General features: G+C 41.7%; 17 protein-coding genes. 13 read left to right on the top strand and 4 right to left on the bottom strand.

The annotated features are described in order from the left end of the window. Positions 1–141: 141 nt before the first annotated feature. From WJR50_RS21035 to WJR50_RS21010, 6 genes are all read left to right on the top strand, one after another. Positions 142–450 (top strand): hypothetical protein, encoded by a 309-nt coding sequence (locus WJR50_RS21035; RefSeq protein ID WP_341295291.1) that lies wholly within the window; start codon positions 142–144, stop codon positions 448–450. Between the two features lie 120 nt (positions 451–570). Further along, on the top strand, positions 571–963 hold the full coding sequence (locus WJR50_RS21030; protein ID WP_341295290.1) for a hypothetical protein: 393 nt from the start codon (positions 571–573) through the stop codon (positions 961–963). 154 nt (positions 964–1117) lie between these two features. After that, positions 1118–1297 (top strand): hypothetical protein, encoded by a 180-nt coding sequence (locus WJR50_RS21025; RefSeq protein ID WP_341295289.1) that lies wholly within the window; start codon positions 1118–1120, stop codon positions 1295–1297. Between the two features lie 29 nt (positions 1298–1326). Continuing rightward, positions 1327–1506 carry a hypothetical protein gene (locus WJR50_RS21020; RefSeq protein WP_341295288.1) on the top strand — a complete coding sequence of 60 codons (180 nt, stop codon included), beginning with the start codon at positions 1327–1329 and terminating at the stop codon, positions 1504–1506. A 101-nt stretch (positions 1507–1607) separates the two neighbouring features. Beyond that, positions 1608–2120: a YfbM family protein gene (locus WJR50_RS21015; RefSeq protein WP_341295287.1), complete on the top strand. Its 513-nt coding sequence runs from the start codon at positions 1608–1610 to the stop codon at positions 2118–2120. Between the two features lie 220 nt (positions 2121–2340). Beyond that, on the top strand, positions 2341–3054 hold the full coding sequence (locus WJR50_RS21010; RefSeq protein ID WP_341295286.1) for a hypothetical protein: 714 nt from the start codon (positions 2341–2343) through the stop codon (positions 3052–3054). Between the two features lie 43 nt (positions 3055–3097). Here WJR50_RS21010 and WJR50_RS21005 read toward each other — a convergent pair whose 3' ends face one another. Next, positions 3098–4267, bottom strand: a complete 1170-nt coding sequence (locus WJR50_RS21005; protein ID WP_341295285.1) for an MFS transporter — start codon at positions 4265–4267, stop codon at positions 3098–3100. Positions 4268–4449: 182 nt separating this feature from the next. Here WJR50_RS21005 and WJR50_RS21000 point away from each other — a divergent pair, with 182 nt between their 5' ends. The 4 genes from WJR50_RS21000 (at position 4450) to WJR50_RS20985 (ending at position 6690) form a co-directional block, all read left to right on the top strand. After that, on the top strand, positions 4450–4908 hold the full coding sequence (locus WJR50_RS21000; RefSeq protein ID WP_341295284.1) for a histidine triad nucleotide-binding protein: 459 nt from the start codon (positions 4450–4452) through the stop codon (positions 4906–4908). A gap of 194 nt (positions 4909–5102) precedes the next feature. After that, complete coding sequence (locus tag WJR50_RS20995) at positions 5103–5933, top strand: hypothetical protein (protein WP_341295283.1); 831 nt, start codon at positions 5103–5105, stop codon at positions 5931–5933. A gap of 77 nt (positions 5934–6010) precedes the next feature. Beyond that, positions 6011–6484, top strand: a complete 474-nt coding sequence (locus WJR50_RS20990) for a GNAT family N-acetyltransferase (RefSeq protein ID WP_341295282.1) — start codon at positions 6011–6013, stop codon at positions 6482–6484. A 50-nt stretch (positions 6485–6534) separates the two neighbouring features. Then, a complete protein-coding gene (locus tag WJR50_RS20985) occupies positions 6535–6690 on the top strand; it encodes a hypothetical protein (RefSeq protein WP_341295281.1) in 156 nt (51 codons plus the stop codon). A 64-nt stretch (positions 6691–6754) separates the two neighbouring features. Here WJR50_RS20985 and WJR50_RS20980 read toward each other — a convergent pair whose 3' ends face one another. Both WJR50_RS20980 and WJR50_RS20975 read right to left on the bottom strand, forming a co-directional pair. Beyond that, entirely contained in the window at positions 6755–8704 is a 1950-nt protein-coding gene (locus WJR50_RS20980; protein ID WP_341295280.1) for a S9 family peptidase, read from the bottom strand. Positions 8705–8774: 70 nt separating this feature from the next. Then, positions 8775–10409, bottom strand: a complete 1635-nt coding sequence (locus tag WJR50_RS20975) for an amidase (RefSeq protein WP_341295279.1) — start codon at positions 10407–10409, stop codon at positions 8775–8777. Between the two features lie 248 nt (positions 10410–10657). On the opposite strand from WJR50_RS20975, the gene WJR50_RS20970 reads away from it, so the two are divergent. Further along, the gene (locus WJR50_RS20970) at positions 10658–11272 is read left to right on the top strand and encodes an RNA polymerase sigma factor (RefSeq protein WP_341295278.1); all 615 of its coding nucleotides are present in this window, start codon (positions 10658–10660) and stop codon (positions 11270–11272) included. Between the two features lie 10 nt (positions 11273–11282). Here WJR50_RS20970 and WJR50_RS20965 read toward each other — a convergent pair whose 3' ends face one another. Continuing rightward, complete coding sequence (locus WJR50_RS20965) at positions 11283–11549, bottom strand: hypothetical protein (RefSeq protein WP_341295277.1); 267 nt, start codon at positions 11547–11549, stop codon at positions 11283–11285. Positions 11550–11770: 221 nt separating this feature from the next. On the opposite strand from WJR50_RS20965, the gene WJR50_RS20960 reads away from it, so the two are divergent. Together WJR50_RS20960 and WJR50_RS20955 are read left to right on the top strand one after the other, a co-directional pair. Then, complete coding sequence (locus WJR50_RS20960) at positions 11771–12775, top strand: FecR family protein (RefSeq protein ID WP_341295276.1); 1005 nt, start codon at positions 11771–11773, stop codon at positions 12773–12775. A gap of 479 nt (positions 12776–13254) precedes the next feature. Continuing rightward, a complete protein-coding gene (locus tag WJR50_RS20955; RefSeq protein WP_341295294.1) occupies positions 13255–16380 on the top strand; it encodes a SusC/RagA family TonB-linked outer membrane protein in 3126 nt (1041 codons plus the stop codon). The last annotated feature ends 1 nt before the right edge of the window (position 16381 follow it).

The following is a 16381-nucleotide window of genomic DNA, read 5'->3' as shown; positions in this document are numbered from 1 at the left end:
ATTTTCGCTTGTGTTAGAGATAACCGGAAATATGAAAAAAACTATATACCGGTGCTTGCTTAATCCATAGAAATCGCGTGCAAACTAAGCTTCAATTAAATGAAAAAAATATAGAGTTACATTAACCTCAAAACCTCAACTATGAGAGCTGTATCAAATCACCAAAAGGCATACTACGGTATTGCGATTTACCTTACTACTTCAATCATGGTAACGAGCTTCCTCTTTCTTATAGACTCAGATGATGGAAAGCTGTTATCCACTGATACCATAATCATGTTAGCCATCTTCGTGTTGCTGTTTACTGCCAGTCAATGCGCTGTCTCTAAAATAGTAAGCAAGAGCCTCTTTGGTATCAACAAAATAATGGTTTCCACCATTGGGGGAATTATGATCATGTTCTCTCTGTATATTCTGATCTACTCAGTATTATTCTGGGTGAAATCCTGAATATAAATCTATACGTGTGCATTTGAGTGCAACGGAAACTTGAGCAGATATTAGTTAATTGAAGGAAATTTAAGCCAGGTAATTGAGGAGATCAGTAGTAGCTACTTAAACAATAAAGATATGTTGAATAAAATATCCTTTTTCGCGCTTATCACAATTATTATGCTGGGGAGCAGTTGCCAGGAAGATGAAAACGATGTCATTATGCTGGATGGAAGCTGGGTGGAGTCGGTAGACAAGGCTGACACCTTAGTATTTAGGAGAGGGGAAAGTTTTTTCTTGTTAAACCGAGGTAAAGAAGAAAGGAATGGCCACCTTTTGCCTAAGTATGGAGCAGGTATGTATGAATATAGCATAGATGATGATACGATTTCTGTTCGTAATCTTGTCTCAAGCTTTTTAGGATTTTACAACACCTTTATCAACATAGAGCAGGATAGATTAATCATCGGTGACTTTTACCAGAAAGATACAACAAGCCAGCAATCCCTGATCTTTGAGAAGATTCAGTAATGTTATCCAAAAAGATGATTAGGGAACTGACCGATAAGGATACAAATGCCTTCTTGAAAATAAGAATGGATAGCTTACGACTTAATCCTGAATCTTTTGGAGCAGCAAGGCTTATTAAGTAAGTTATTAGCAGTAATAGATTAATTTTGTAAATATGTCAAAACTAAAGAAATATACAAGCTTTGAAGCCATGAAATCGGATGAGAAAGCAGACGATAATGCACAGTCAGAGGATAGTATTTTTTTGGAATTTGAAGCTTTTATGAAAAGACTGCGAAGTGAATACTCCAATAAAAAGATGATGAAAACAAATGATGGAAAGCAGTCTGACTGAAAGGATATTGCGTAAAAAATAAAGAAATCGTGACTAAAGATAAAGTATTAGTAGCAGTGAATGAATTACCACAGGAATTTGAGTTAGAAGAGCTTATTGAAAGATTGGTATTCATTGAAAAGGTAGAGAAAGGGCTTCAGCAGTTAGATAAAGGTGAGACCAAATCCCATGAAGAGGCAAAGAGAATCATCAAGTCATGGCAAAAGTAAAATGGACGAACCAACTTGCAATCTTATGAGTAAAATGGAAACGTGTGCAGATCAAGTAATGTCTGTTATTATTCCTTTTGCATAATCCAAATCAATATAATATGGGGATGATAGGGTATCTTATCCGAGTTTCTAATGAGGACTTAAAAAGTTTTAAAGCTGATTCAAGTAAACTTGAGAAGTTGATTGATAATAATGAAAGTTTACATGCAAATTGGTATTTAGACCTAGATAAATCTTGGGAAGCGATACATTTTTTGCTTACAGGAAAAAGCATGGCAGAAACAGAAATGAATGAAGAGCCAAGAAAAATAGTTGAAAATGTCATTTTTAGTAATGATTTCATAGATGAAGAACAAGACCTTGGATATGGCCCGGCATTTTATAATGACTCAGTGCTTGTAAAGAAAATCTCATTTGAACTGAATAATCTCAATGTAGAAGAACTAGAGTCTAAATATGATGGCAATAAACTAAATGAGGCTAACATTTATCCTGAAATTTGGAATGAAGAAGAAGCCAAGCCTTATTTATTTGATAGTCTTAAAGATGTAATACGATTCTACTCTGAAGCAGCTCACAATGATCAAGTAGTGATTGGTTTTATAAGTTAGAATCAATCAATTCACCTAACTTGCTCTTGTATAAGTCCAAAGGAAACACTTGGTTTGGAGAGACCCGGCGGGGAACCTCATGCACACCCTTCAATACCTCAGGAGATACCACATTTCTTCTTTGAATATCTCATCCTCTACCGAAGCGAAGAAACTTAGCGTCCTATATATGAAATGAAACAAAGGTTCGTTTTACCTATACAACTATCAAAGCAGTCCTATGCGCTATTTTACCTCATTTATTTTCTTTGTGGTCTGCTCGGCAGCTATAAGTGCCTGCTATGACGAACCGGAATTTGCCATGCAGCCTCATCTCATTGATTTTGATGGTGAGCAGGGCATACGTTTTGTTGATATTCCCAATACCGTTACCGACTCACTGATCATCAGGGTACAGTTCCGGGATGGTGATGGTGATCTGGGCCTGAGAAGTAATGAAACTGATCCTTTACTAGAGCAGTCATTTACGCCCGTTACAGATAGTGAGGGTAATTATGTGGTTTATGACGAAGCGATACACGGCCCTTATGACTGTACACAGTTCAGTCCTCCACCCAACTACATAGGTCAGGAAGTAATCAATGATACACTTAAAGGTGACTATAATCCTTACTTTTATAATTTTGAGGTAACTGTATTCATCAAAGAGAATACTGAGTTTAACGAATATGACTGGCGTAAGGAGCGGTGCTCTGCTCCTCTGGGAGGTCGTTTTTCTCCTCTGAAAGAAGATTTAAATGATGGAAAACCTCTGGAAGGCGTAATTCAGTACGGATTTGTATCCACCGGAATACAAAGCTTTTTCCGTAACGATACGGTAAAGCTTGCCGTGAAGATCAGAGACCGGGCGCTTAACGAAAGCAACAGCATCATGAGCCGTGCTTTTACCCTTCAGCAGGGAAGTCTGGTTTATGTGGATGAGGAAGACCTATGATAAGGCAAAAGGTGGAAGTGCAAAACTTTATCCCTGGCTGTTTTTAGCTTTTGCGCTTATCCAGAAAGAAGAGGATGAGCACAAACATGAGGATGGCAAAGGCTGCGCCTATATAATACACATACGCAATGCCCAGCCAGCCAAAAAAGAAAGCCATCACTATGGGGCCCATCGTTTGTCCGGCCCTCAACACCATGCCATTAATAGACATAAAGGCCGCGCGATTCTCCAGGGGAGCATAGCCGGTCAGCAAAGTCATAAAGCTGGGCAGGTTCATCCCCTGCGCTACGCCAAAGATCATGACGGGAAGCAGCAGTAACCATAAAGAAGGCATCAGGGGGATAAGTATTAACGCTATTGCATACAACACAAAAGCTACCAGCATAAGCTTGCGTACGGTAAATCTCTCACTCAACCTCCCTGCCTGTGAAGAGGTGAAAGCAGTGGTGAGAGACATAGACGACATCAGCACGCCAATCTCAAAGGAAGAAGCTTCAAAGGACTGGTCGGTAAGAAAAGGAAAATAGGTAATCACCGCGCCATAGAGAATAATGAAGGTGATGATGCTGACGGTAAACAAAATGTAGACCGGCAACTGGTTAACTGCGCGCCAGGTATTGCCCAGGTACTCTTTGAAGTTGATATCATTCTCTGGTTCGGGGTTATCAAGCTTATACAGCACGATCAGTCCCACAGGGATGGAAAGCAGCGGCAGCAGAAAGATGTAATTCCATCCCAGTAAAGCCACTGCTCCACCGATGGCAGGGTACATAGCGGTGCCAATGCTTAGTACACTGGCGTTGAACCCCATGGCAGTAGCTCTTTCTTTGCCTTCGTAGAGGTCGCCGATCAGGGTTACGTTGATAGAACCCAACGCAGCAGCGCCTATGCCCTGAAATGTTCTTAAAATCAGCAAAGTTTGAAAGCTATCGGACAGGAAACAGGCGGCACCGGCTACGCCAAAGAGCAGGAGGGAGGGTACCAGTATCTTTTTTCTGCCATAACGATCGGCCAGCACCCCAAGTATGGGTGTAAGGATCACTCCGGGCACGGTAAAGACTGTAATCAGTAAGCCCACGCGCTGGGCAGAGACATTGAGCACTTCTTCAATCTGAGGAAAAGCGGGAGCAATACTGGAGACGCCCATAACTGCCATTAAAGTAATGCTGAAAATGATTCTCAGGTTAGTTTGCTTCAGAAGTGTACGGGTCACAGCTCTATATTATTCTCTTTTTGTGATCAAAAATTAACAGACAACGCTTGCTTAACCAGACAATCGCCAAAAAGATTAAAATTTGTTAAGAACTTATGGTATCATCAGTTTTGAGATACAAAATGATGAAGGTTTTTCTATCTTCAGGAAGAAATTCTTGTACGTTTTAAGCTGCAAATCTTATGAATCACAAACTTGTCTTAAGCCTGATGTTCGTAATGCTGAGCTTTGCTGCCCAAAGTCAGAGCGAAGTCTATCAAAAGCAGAAAGCAGAGAAGATTGGTGAAGGCTCGGTATTCACCAGGATCATACAGAGGGAAGCACCTGCCGACATAGTGTACGAAGATGAGGATGTTATTGCCTTTAAGCCGCTGCGGCTTCAGGCTCCGGTACATTTGCTGATTGTACCCAAAAAGGAAATCCCTACCATCAATGATATACAGGAAGAAGACGCGGTGGTATTGGGAAAACTCTTTCTGGTAGCCAAAAAACTGGCGAAGGAGAATGGAATAGCTGAAACTGGCTACAGATTGGTAATCAATACCAATGAGGATGCCGGGCAGTCGGTCTTTCACTTACACATGCACCTGCTCGGTGGGCAATCATTAGGCCCGATGGTAAGGCAGTCTGAGGAAGAATAGAACGGTAGAGATTAGATTCAGAGTATTTCACACGTTTTGCTATATATGCAAGTAAAAACAAAAATTAAGGGATCCAATATCCAACACTTAATGCACATCACTTTAGAAATTATGCGTGAAAATTTAGATGCCTGATCATTAATGTTGTGAAATGTTCTTACATTCACATATATATTTAACCATTTACCCTCAAGATGAGAAGGAAGTTTGTTTTAGGCGTTGTAATGTTGCTTATGAGCCAGACAGTCTATGCTCAGAATTTTATTTCTCAGCGGTTTCCGTCATCATCGGAATCTGTTATTGGCATTCATCATATAAGACATGTGAGTAACACTCAAAAAAAATATGATGAATTGACAGGTATTTATGATTTACAGGGAGAGTTTGCGCTTCAGAATAATTGGTTTGTTGGTTTTTCCCTGCCCATAATTCATACCGCAGACAATAGGTACACATATTTTAATCATCAAACAGATATTGGAAATGTAACATTGAATGTTAAAAAGAAAGTAGGTGATTTAGAGAATTCCCTATTATCCTTTAGTGCTTATTTGCCTTTGTATAACCGTTATCCATCGGATGCTTCTCATTACAGTACTCTATTTCATCCCTACGAACAGGCCAAGTATGTACCGGCAACATTTTCTTTTAAACTCAACTATAAATACAAATATGTAGCCACAGAGAACCTTTTGCTTTCATTGGAATTAGGTCCTCAACTATCAACGCCGATGAACTTTGACTACAGTTCAGAGATACTTTTAAACTATAATTTACTTTTGGGTTATACATTTAATAATATAGCTGCTTTTGTAGAAGGAGGAGGAGTCAATATTTTTCATCAACCGGCAGTTGATTTTGAAGAAACCTACTTTTGGAATATCGGATTACAATTTATGGGTTCCAGATTTCAGCCAGGAATATTTTATGGGAATAATTATTATGGTGACACCTTCAATTTCTTTGATTATCACAAACAAAACCCTACGGGCTTCTTAGGAATTAAGCTGGATTATAAGTTTTAAATAATTAAAGAGGAGAGGGTAAGTGGAAGCGTCTCATTGCACTGACTAATTCTGTTGGATTAAAGTATAAAATACAGATGAGCAGTATCTATTCCATAGTATCAGTAAAAAAACTGAAGCTACAGGACTTCAATACCTTTGTTGAAGTCATCAAACTCTTTGAAGAGGTTTTTGAAATGCAGAACTTTAGCATGCCTCCTGCGCAACACCTGCAAAAGCTACTGGGTAAAGAGGACTTTTTTGTGTTTGCGGCTCTGCATAAAGAGAAAGTAGTAGGAGGTTTAACGGCTTATGTGTTGGAGCAATACTATTCGGTAAAGCCATTGGCTTACATTTATGATCTGGCGGTAGACCCGCACTACCAAAGACAGGGCATTGGCAAAAGACTGATTGCTGAGATGAACACTTTCTGTCAGGAGAGAGGCTTTGAAGAAGTATTTGTGCAGGCAGACCAGGATGAAGCTCATGCAGTAAACTTTTATCGTTCTACCAATCCGACTGAAGAAGAAAAGGTGGCACATTTTTACTACACTCTAGACAAAAAGAAATGATTGAGAAGTCAGAAGCGCAGCATAGCAATATTTATATAAAATGAATACTCATGATCATCGTATTTGAACTCATCCTCCGATGCATAGTCTGGTTTTTTGCAGAGATTATTTTTGTGAAAGTCATCATATCTTTTTGGAGACTCGTTGAAAAAGGCTATGAATTTGTCAAATATCGCTGGAAGGGAGAAAATGTAAAGCGGTGGTAACCCCATAAAAACTAAAAAAGCCACCCTCAATGAGGATGGCTCTTCATTTTGATAAGGGAGTTCTTTATAAACTAGCCTCAACCGCTTCTTCTTCCTTGAGGTATTTGTTCAAAAATTCAAGAATCGCCTGATAGCCTTCTATCTGATTGTCTTTCTTGAGAAATCCGTGCCCTTCATCTTCAAAGACAACATATTCTACCGGTACATCATTAGCTTCTACTTTCTCTACAATTTCATCAGATTCGACTTTAAGCACCCGAGGGTCATTGGCCCCCTGCAATACCAGCAAAGGCTTGGTGATCTGGTCGGCAAAGAAGAGGGGAGACTTATTGTACAGCATGGCAGAATCTGTTTCAGGGTTTCCCATCTCATTGTAAAGCGATTCGCGGGCAGCGCCCCACCAGGGTGGAATGCTTTGTAAAGTGCGAAGCCAGTTGGACACCCCAAAGATATCCACGCCTACATCAAATACTTCAGGTTCAAAGGCCAGTGCAGCCAAGGTCATATAGCCGCCATAGCTTCCGCCCATAATTCCGATACGGGTAGAATCAATCATATCCAGGGTAGTCAGGTACGCTTTCCCTTCCACCACATCCTGTAGGTCATCCTGTCCGTGACGCTGATCATCGGCAGCAAAAAAGGTTTTGCCATAGCCCGAAGAACCACGGTTGTTCACCGCAAAAATGGCATAGCCATGATTCACCAGATACTGAATAAGTGCACTGTAGCCCAGGCGTGATTGTCCGCCAGGACCACCATGTATCCACAGCATGGCCGGAGCTTTTTCACCTTCAGCAATTACCTTAGGCTTGTAAAGAATAGCAGGAATTTCCATGCCATCAAAAGAGGCATAGCGTACTACTTCTCCTTCTACCAGGTCAGTTTCATCTATCTCAGGATTCATGGTATCCGTAAGCTGGGTGTACTCTTCAGTTTCAAAATTGTAGACATAAAGATTGTTGGGTGAGGTAGAACTGTTGACATAAAAGGCCATCAGCTTCTCGCTGTCTGATATATTGACAGAAGTGATTTCTGCGTTAGGCATTTCCGGCAGACTCACTGGTTCACCACTTTCTTCTTCATACACTTTGATTTCCGTACGGGCGTCATTGTTGATGCCTACTACCCTATATTTTCCATGCTCAGACAAGTAGGCATACATAATGTCCCAGGGCGCTTCTTCTACTTTGGTAATTTCTCCACTGGCAAGGTCATAGCTGCTCAGATAAGTAAACTCACTGCCTTTGTCAGACAGGAAAAACAGCTTACTGCCATCCTTACTAAAGTACTGCGGGCTATAGGCTACCTCATCCTCAGCATCATTGAGCATGATCGTCTCACCCGTTTCCAGGTTTTGCAGGTACATATTGACTTTCTGGCGGGTAATACTTTCGGTCAGTGCCATGTACTTCTTATCTTCAGAAATGGGTCCGGGATAGAAGCGTCCGTCATTTTCAAACAGCATTTTTGGCTGGTAAGCAGCTACGCTATTCTCCACATCGTCAATCTGGTCAATGCTGAGCTCATAGACATCAAAAGCCTGCGGATTGCGACTGTTGGAAGCATAGAAAAGGCTCTGATTATCCGATGCCCAGCCCATAAACTGTGCCTTGGCAGTAGAGTCAGGCGTAAGATCAGTGACTTCACCATTTAGATTTTTGACAAAAAGATGATTGATCTCATTACCTCCCTGATCGCTGGAGAAAAGGATACGCTCATCCTCAGGAAAATAGGAATAGGCAAATACAGATTCACTTTCAGAATCTGTCAACTGAGTGGGATCTCCGCCACTGACCGGAATTTCATAAGCATTGTAAATCCCTGTCTTTTTGCTGGAGTACATGATCTTGCTTTCGTCAGGCGAGAAGGCACTGCCACCTATCTCCTCAGTGTTCATGAACTGTTCAATGGTGTAGGTTTCTATCTCGTTTTCTTCTTCAGCCATGTCAGCCGGTCTGTCGCAGGCATACATCAGCAGGAGAAGCAGTAAGTAGGAAAGTCGGGTAGTTCTCATAGGGCTTAAACTTTGGTTTAATAAGTGTGCTAGCTTTTATCAAAAATAAGGAATTGTAAGTACTCTTACCTCACACAATATGGGTTAAAAACTCAGGAGTTTTACGATGTTTACTGGCCTGCTCATAGGCATAGGCGATACTGATCAGCTCAGGCTCCGTCCAGGCTTTCCCAAAAATTGAAATTCCAATGGGCAGCCCATGTACAAAACCCGCAGGAACGGTGATGTTAGGATATCCGGCCTGCGCGGCAGGTGAGGAGCTTCCTCCCAGAAAATGATCTCCGGTAATCAGGTCAGTGGGCCAGGCAGGTCCACCAGTAGGAGCGATGATAGCATCAAGATCATGTTCTTCCATACGCTTGTCAATGCCTTCTTTGCCATTCACTCTTTTTACCTTGGCCAGGGCTTCCTGGTATTCTTCAGAATTCAGGTCACCTTTCTCTTGTGCTCTTTCCAGTATTTCCTGTTTAAAGTAAGGCATAGCTCTGGCTTCATTTTCTTTGTTGAATGCAATGACTTCTTCCAGAGATCTGACCGGCGCGCTGGGATGCTGCTGTAGATATTGATTCAGGTCAGCCTTAAATTCGTAGAGCAGTACCTGAAAACCTGCATTACCCAGTGACTCATCCGCCTGTACTTTCTCCACATCAACCAAAGTAGCCCCCTGCTCACGCATAAGTTCAAAAGCATCTTCCTGTAAAGCATCTACCCCTTCATGAAAACCCATAGCTCCTCGCCATATTCCGATACGTTTGCCTGCTAATCCTTTTTTATCCAGATAAGGTGTATAGTCTGTCAGGGCTTTCCGGCCTTCCACTTGGGTGGCGGGATCTTTAGTATCCACTGCGGTCATAGTGCCCAGCATGACAACCGCATCAGCTACAGAGCGGGCCATGGGACCGGCGGTATCCTGGGTATGGGCAATAGGAATGATGCCGGTTCTGCTCAAAAGTCCCAAAGTCGGTTTGATGCCTACTATGCCATTGGTAGAAGAAGGGCAAACGATAGAGCCGTTGGTTTCTGTGCCTATCGCCAAAGCACAGAGATTCGCTGAAACTGCTACGCCCGAACCGGAGCTGCTTCCACAGGGATTACGATTTGTGGAATAGGGATTTTTAGTTTGTCCACCCCGGCTGCTCCATCCGCTGGAGGAACGGGTAGAGCGGAAGTTAGCCCATTCGCTTAGATTGGTTTTTCCTAAAATCACGGCTCCTGCATCTCTAAGCTGCTTGACGATAGCTGCGTCTTCCTGAGCCATATGACCTTCCATAGCCAGCGCTCCGGCAGTAGTTTGCATACGGTCGCCGGTATCAATATTGTCTTTGAGCATCACTGGAATGCCGTGCAGTGGTCCACGAACATTTCCGTTTGCTCTTTCTTCATCCAGTTGTCGTGCGATTTCCAGTGCTTCAGGATTGATCTCAATGACAGCATTGAGGGCAGGGCCATTTTTATCAATGGCTTCTATTCGGTCCAGGTAAAGTTGTGTGATGGCTTCAGCCGTATAATTACCCTTTTCCATACCCTCTTGCAGTTCTGCCACAGTGATTTCATCCAACTTAAAAGAGGGTGTATTTGCATCTGTTTGATTCTGAGACGTTTCAGGGGAAGCTTGTTGATTATCGCAGGAGCTTAAGGAAAGGCTGAGGCCGGAAAGGGTAACGCTGCCAAGTGAAGTATTGAGAAGAAATTTTCTACGGTTCATATGCATGTGTAGTGATGAATAATAGAGTTAAAGCTAATAAATGCTGTTTTACCAACCAATGATGCTTCAGATATGCCAAACATATACAAATAAGAAGAAGCTGAGAAAATAGAGAAAAAGTATTTATGTGCCACTGCCTAGTGATTATTTGTTAGGGAAATATTTAGTCTTACCAGCCTAATACATTGTATTTCTTTTAAAAAATACTTAAGATTAGTAATGCTTTTGCGCTTTTCATAAAAATACAAATGACTGATTCAGAATTATTGAATAACCCCCAAAAGTGCTGGAAGGAATTTCTGGAGGGGAGCCATGTTGCTTTTTCCCAACTTTTTAAGAGTCATTACAATGCACTTTTTCAATATGCCCGCCGTCAATATGGAGAAGAAACGCCTGCTCATGAGTGTGTGCAGCAGCTTTTTTACCAGCTTTGGACAAGACGCGAAAACATCAGTGAGGTCAGCAATGTGAAAGCTTATTTGTTCAAAGCCTTAAGAACTTCACTACAAAAAGAAAAAAAGTATCATCAACGTTTTCTACATCTGGATTCATTTTCTCAACCTATCACTTTTTCCCATGAGGAAATTATGGTGGATGATGAAACCAACGATATTCGTAAGATGAGAGTCGCAGCTTCACTGAATAATTTACCTAAGCGTCAGCGTGAAGTACTTTACCTTAAATATTATGAAAATCTTTCTTACCAACAGATAGCTGAAGTACTAGGCATGAATTATCAGTCCGTAGTAAATTCTGTATTTAGGGCAATACTGCGCTTAAGAGAAGAGAATAAACTTAAGCAACTGGTGCTTCATTCTTCTGTGATAACCGGATTTATAGGCTTATTATGTAGCTTGTTTTAGCTGATAAAACTCAGGATTCAGACTTTCCTTTGTGTATTCTGATGACTCTTAAGTTATCATCATACAGGTACTTAAACTTCCATTCGGCTTCTTCCAGATCAGATTCATTTGTTTCATAAGTACCTTTATTGCCCTGCTCATCTATCCAATCTACTTTCCATGTACTTAGCTTTGTATCCTGCACAGCGTTTTTTTGTTCCCTTTTACTGTAGTCTTTAAACAGCAACCCTCCGGAAAGCTTATGAAGTACATGCAATATTTTTTGAATTCCGTTCATAAACCAGATAAATGAATATTTACAGATCATTTAAAAGAAACTGAACTTCTTTAAAAGACTTAACGATTCACAAGGAATTTGTTATTTCTATTGAAAGATTAAGTTACTTTTTTTACGATTGAAAATTACTAAAAGCTATACTGTTACGCATTTTTTTTGTCTTCAGTGAGTATAAAGAAAGCACATCATGCTCTAGTTAATTATCAAACAAGATAATTGACTTGAAAAATTCTTATACACTTAACGAACTTTTAGAAAGCGAGTCTTTTCAACAGTATGTCAGGCAGCCTGAATCTCAGGATGCTGAACTTTGGAAGCAGTGGTTAGCCCAAAATCCGGAGCAGAAAGAAATTGTTGAGCAGGCCCGGCAAGTGATTATAGGTATTAATTTCAAACGCTCATCCTTATCGCAGGAAGAGATAGAGCAGGCATGGAATACAGTAAATCACCAAATCCAAAAGCATCAGCATCCAAATCCGTCATCACAGCAGAATTTTTACCATGCCATCGCGGCTACCGTTTCCCTATTGATTGTAGCAGCAGCATCCTGGTGGGTTTTCAGTGCATCTTATCAGATAGATATTCAGACTGCCTATGGCGAAACCAAATCATTACGTTTAGCGGACGGATCTGAGGTAACGCTAAACGCTAACTCCCGCTTACGCTTTGATGCCAGAGATCTGAATAGTCCTGAAAGAATCGTGGCTCTGGGAGGGGAAGCTTATTTTCATGTGGTTCAAAAAAACGTGGATAGCATACAATACTCTTTCAGCGTCAATACTGATGAAGGGGGTACAATTGAAGTTCTGGGCACCAGCTTTAATGTGCAAAGCCGGAGAGACCTGACTCAGGTGGTATTAGAAAGTGGAAAGGTAAAGTTTAAAACAGAGAAAGAGGCTACTACTCTCATACCCGGTGAAATGGTGGAGTACTCAAAAGCAACCCAGGAGGTGTCTAAGAAAAATGTTCATGCTGAAATGTACAGTGCCTGGAAGGATCAGAAGCTATTTTTTGATGATACACCACTTTCCACTATTGCCATTGTACTGGAGGATACGTATGGTCTACAGGTTGTATTTGGTGAAGAACAACTGAAAAACAGAAAAATTAGCGGAGCGGTTACTGCCAAGAACCTTAATACTTTACTACAGGCGATGGAAAGGCTTTTTAAAATATCCATCACTCGCCAAGATAATACACTATACTTTGATTCATATGAACCCTAAATGCATACCTAATGAAAACAACCTTCTACAAAAATCTCATTGGCTATAGCCTTGTCATATTGCTGTTTGGCAATACGGGTATAGCCTTAGCTCAAAACCAGGCATTGGCCTCCAATGATAATACCGCTATCCTATGGCAGGAAGATCATTCGGACAGTCAGTATGGCAAAATGCTTGAAGAAGTAATTGAGCAACTGCAGCAAAAGTATGATGCTTCTTTCCTCTATGAGAAGAAGTATGTAAAAGACCTAAAGGTAAAAGTAAAACTGGATTTTGAGAAAGCACTAGAGTACAATCTCAAAAAAATACTGGACAATTCTCCGCTTACTTATGAAAAAATAGACCCCCAGACCTATGTGATTCTTACCCAGGAAGAGAAGGAGAAGAGTATTAATAAAGTGAATCAGCAAAGTATTCAAAACGAAGCTTCTGCCGAACAGGGGTATGAAAAAAGTCAACTTCTTGCTTCCATTTCATCTATGGCTGCTGATTTAGGTGATGATGACTTTGAGCAAAGTATCAGAGGAAAAGTGACTGATGCAGAAAGTCAAAGCCCACTTCCGGGAGTCAATGTGCTGGTAGAAGGTACCAATATAGGAACCGTTACTGATATAGAAGGAAATTATGCATTAAGCGCCCCTGACGATGCAACCACATTAATTTTCTCTCTGGTAGGTTTTATCTCTCAGGATGTTGAAATCAATGGAAGGTCAACGGTCAATGTGGTCATGCGTACAGACGTCACTGAATTAAGTGAAGTAGTGGTCACAGCTCTGGGTATTGAAAAAGATTCCCGTACACTGGGTTATGCTACTGCCACAGTTGATCCTGAAGAGTTTACGATTAACCGTACCCCCAATGTAATGAATGCCCTGCAGGGAAAAATCGCTGGTGTGAATATCTCAAACCTGGGAACTGGCCCGGGTGGTACTTCTAAAATCAGGATAAGAGGACAGTCTTCTATTTCCGGACAGAACAACCCACTTATCGTTGTAAATGGTATACCCATAGACAATACAAACTTTGGTACTAACCCAGGAGGTAATGATCCTAATTCACTAGGAAATAACGGAACTGGACTTACTTCTGATGGAGGTGACGGACTAAGCAGTATCAATCCAGATGATATTGAGAATATGACGGTATTGAAAGGGGCTGCTGCTGCGGCGCTTTACGGCTCACGGGCCAAAGATGGAGTCATCATGATTACTACCAAAAAGGGTAGGGGAGTAACTGGAATAGGTGTTACTTATAATCTGAATTACACCAATGAACAACCGCTGGATTTTACCGACTATCAGTACGAGTACGGTCAGGGAGAAAATGGCGTTCGGCCTACTTCACCCAACCCTACTTCCGGGCAGTGGTCTTTTGGAGAGCGCTTTCAACCGGGCATGACACAAATTTTGTTTGATGGCATAGAAGTACCCTATGTCCCTGTGTATGACCGTGTTGATAAGTTCTTCAGAAACGGACAGAATATTACCAACACCATTTCCCTGGCTGCCGGTAGTGAAAAAGGTGGTTTTAACCTTTCTATTTCCAATTTAAGAAGCTTGGGAATCGTGCCTAACAATACCTTTGAGAGAAGAACCATCAATATGGGGTTTGATTATAGCCTGTCTGATAAGTTTAGCGTCACTGGTAGCTTTAACTATTCTAACGAATACAACAAAAATCCGCCCAACGTAGCCCAGCAGGATAACACCATTCCGGTGGCACTTTACAATATGGCCAACTCCATGCCTCTGGATTTATTGGATGAAAATAAGTACAATGCGGAAGGCAATGAATTTGTCTACTCCCGTTTTAGAAACCGTACTAACCCCTATTTCACACTTGCCGAGCAGTTTCAGAATGTACGCCGTGACAGGGTATTTGGTAATGTAGCGCTCAAATATGATTTTACAGATTGGCTGTATGTGCAGGGACGTATTGGTCAGGATTACTGGTCAAGGGATCAGGATGCCAATAACTTTCCTACGGGGCAGGCTTCTCGTCCTCCGGCACCAGAAGGTTTTGTAAATGGTATTTATACCCAAGAAGCACGCAGATTTAGAGAAATCAACTCTGATATTTTAGTCAATGCCTACAAAGAATTTGGTGACATCGGGGTCAACCTGAGCGTAGGAGGAAACCGAATGTACCGCAGGATGGACCGTAATTTTGTGCAGGTTACTGACTTTGTCATCCGTGATCTGTACACTGTGCAGAATGGCAGGGTAAAAGACCCAACCTATGCTTTATCTGAAAGGGGAGTAAATTCAATTTATGGTTCGGCTGAACTATCTTATAAAGACCGCCTGTTTCTGAACGGTACTTTCCGTAATGACTGGTTCTCAACATTATCTCCTGAAAACCGCAGCATATCATACCCATCAGTATCTGCAAGCTACGTCTTCTCTGAGTCTATGAGTAACACATCAGGATGGTTGAGCTTTGGAAAGCTAAGAGCTGCTTTTGCAGAAGTGGGTAGCGATACTGATGTGCCTCCCTACTCTGATGTTCTTTTTTACGGAGTCAACGCTAACCTTTTTGCCAATCCCTCAGGAGCCATGCAACCAGTGGCCAATATCAATGGTAACACTGTTCCAAACCCAGATCTGCGGCCGATGCGAGCCTCAGAAATAGAGTTTGGAGCAGAACTGAGGTTGTTTGATGATCTGGTAGGCTTAGACTTAGCCGTGTATCAGAAGAATACTACCGACCAGATTGTTACCGCGCAGATTTCTGATGGTTCGGGCTTCGTCAACACGCTACTCAACAGTGGAGAAAGCCAGACACGTGGCCTGGAAATGCTATTCAATATCACGCCGGTTCAGACCAATAATTTTGAGTGGAATTTTACCTTCAATGGTTCTTACAATATTACCGAAGTGCTGAGGCTTCAGACTGATTCCATAGGTGAGACCATTACAGTCGGCCAACATGTGTTTAACGGGTTTTTACAACAGATCGTGGGTGAAGAGATGGGTCAGTTAGCTGGTTTTGGTTACAAAAGAGATGAACAGGGCCGCAAGGTATTTGGAGCAAATGGTGTAGCCCTTCGTACCGATAATCTGATTACCTTTGGAAGTGCATTACCCAAATGGGTGGGTGGATTTACCAATTCATTCAACTATAGAGGAATCAATTTCTCCTTCCTGATAGACTTCAAACTAGGCAATCAAATGATGTCTGGTACCAATTTCAATGCTACTCGTCATGGATTGCATAAAATGACCCTGGAAGGTCGTGAAGGAGGAGTGATTGGAGATGGTGTAAACGAACAGGGTGAGCCAAATACAGTGGCTGCCGATCCGCAGACCTATTGGGAAGTGGTACGCTCTCAACAACTGGTAGAGCCTATTGTCTACAATGGTGGCTACTGGAAGCTGCGTCAGGTTACATTAGGTTACGACTTCTCCCGCTTCCTGCCTGATAATTTCCCTGCCAAAGCGGTAAGACTCAATTTTGTGGCCAACAATGTGCTGATGCTGAAAAAGTGGGTGCCTAACATTGACCCGGAGTCTTTTGGCTTTTCTTCAGACAATCTTGTAGGGCTTGAGTCAACAGGATTGCCTACTACTCGCGGCATTGGGTTTAATTTGAATGTGAAATTTTAGA

The sequence above is a fragment of the Catalinimonas locisalis genome (assembly GCF_038039535.1).
Taxonomy (GTDB): Bacteria; Bacteroidota; Bacteroidia; order Cytophagales; family Cyclobacteriaceae; genus Catalinimonas.
Note: the sequence above shows the minus strand (reverse complement) of the source record. Positions and strands in the feature narration are given on the sequence as shown.

Excerpts from the sequence above, each read along its gene's own strand:
- WJR50_RS21015 (WP_341295287.1), top strand. The coding sequence starts at position 1,608 with ATGGGGATGATAGGGTATCTTATCCGAGTTTCTAATGAGGACTTAAAA.
- WJR50_RS20980 (WP_341295280.1), bottom strand. The coding sequence starts at position 8,704 with ATGAGAACTACCCGACTTTCCTACTTACTGCTTCTCCTGCTGATGTAT.
- WJR50_RS21035 (WP_341295291.1), top strand. The coding sequence starts at position 142 with ATGAGAGCTGTATCAAATCACCAAAAGGCATACTACGGTATTGCGATT.
- WJR50_RS21010 (WP_341295286.1), top strand. The coding sequence starts at position 2,341 with ATGCGCTATTTTACCTCATTTATTTTCTTTGTGGTCTGCTCGGCAGCT.
- WJR50_RS20990 (WP_341295282.1), top strand. The coding sequence starts at position 6,011 with ATGAGCAGTATCTATTCCATAGTATCAGTAAAAAAACTGAAGCTACAG.
- WJR50_RS20955 (WP_341295294.1), top strand. The coding sequence starts at position 13,255 with ATGGCTGCTGATTTAGGTGATGATGACTTTGAGCAAAGTATCAGAGGA.
- WJR50_RS20995 (WP_341295283.1), top strand. The coding sequence starts at position 5,103 with ATGAGAAGGAAGTTTGTTTTAGGCGTTGTAATGTTGCTTATGAGCCAG.
- WJR50_RS21000 (WP_341295284.1), top strand. The coding sequence starts at position 4,450 with ATGAATCACAAACTTGTCTTAAGCCTGATGTTCGTAATGCTGAGCTTT.
- WJR50_RS21030 (WP_341295290.1), top strand. The coding sequence starts at position 571 with ATGTTGAATAAAATATCCTTTTTCGCGCTTATCACAATTATTATGCTG.
- WJR50_RS20975 (WP_341295279.1), bottom strand. The coding sequence starts at position 10,409 with ATGAACCGTAGAAAATTTCTTCTCAATACTTCACTTGGCAGCGTTACC.
- WJR50_RS20970 (WP_341295278.1), top strand. The coding sequence starts at position 10,658 with ATGACTGATTCAGAATTATTGAATAACCCCCAAAAGTGCTGGAAGGAA.
- WJR50_RS20965 (WP_341295277.1), bottom strand. The coding sequence starts at position 11,549 with ATGAACGGAATTCAAAAAATATTGCATGTACTTCATAAGCTTTCCGGA.
- WJR50_RS21025 (WP_341295289.1), top strand. The coding sequence starts at position 1,118 with ATGTCAAAACTAAAGAAATATACAAGCTTTGAAGCCATGAAATCGGAT.
- WJR50_RS20985 (WP_341295281.1), top strand. The coding sequence starts at position 6,535 with ATGATCATCGTATTTGAACTCATCCTCCGATGCATAGTCTGGTTTTTT.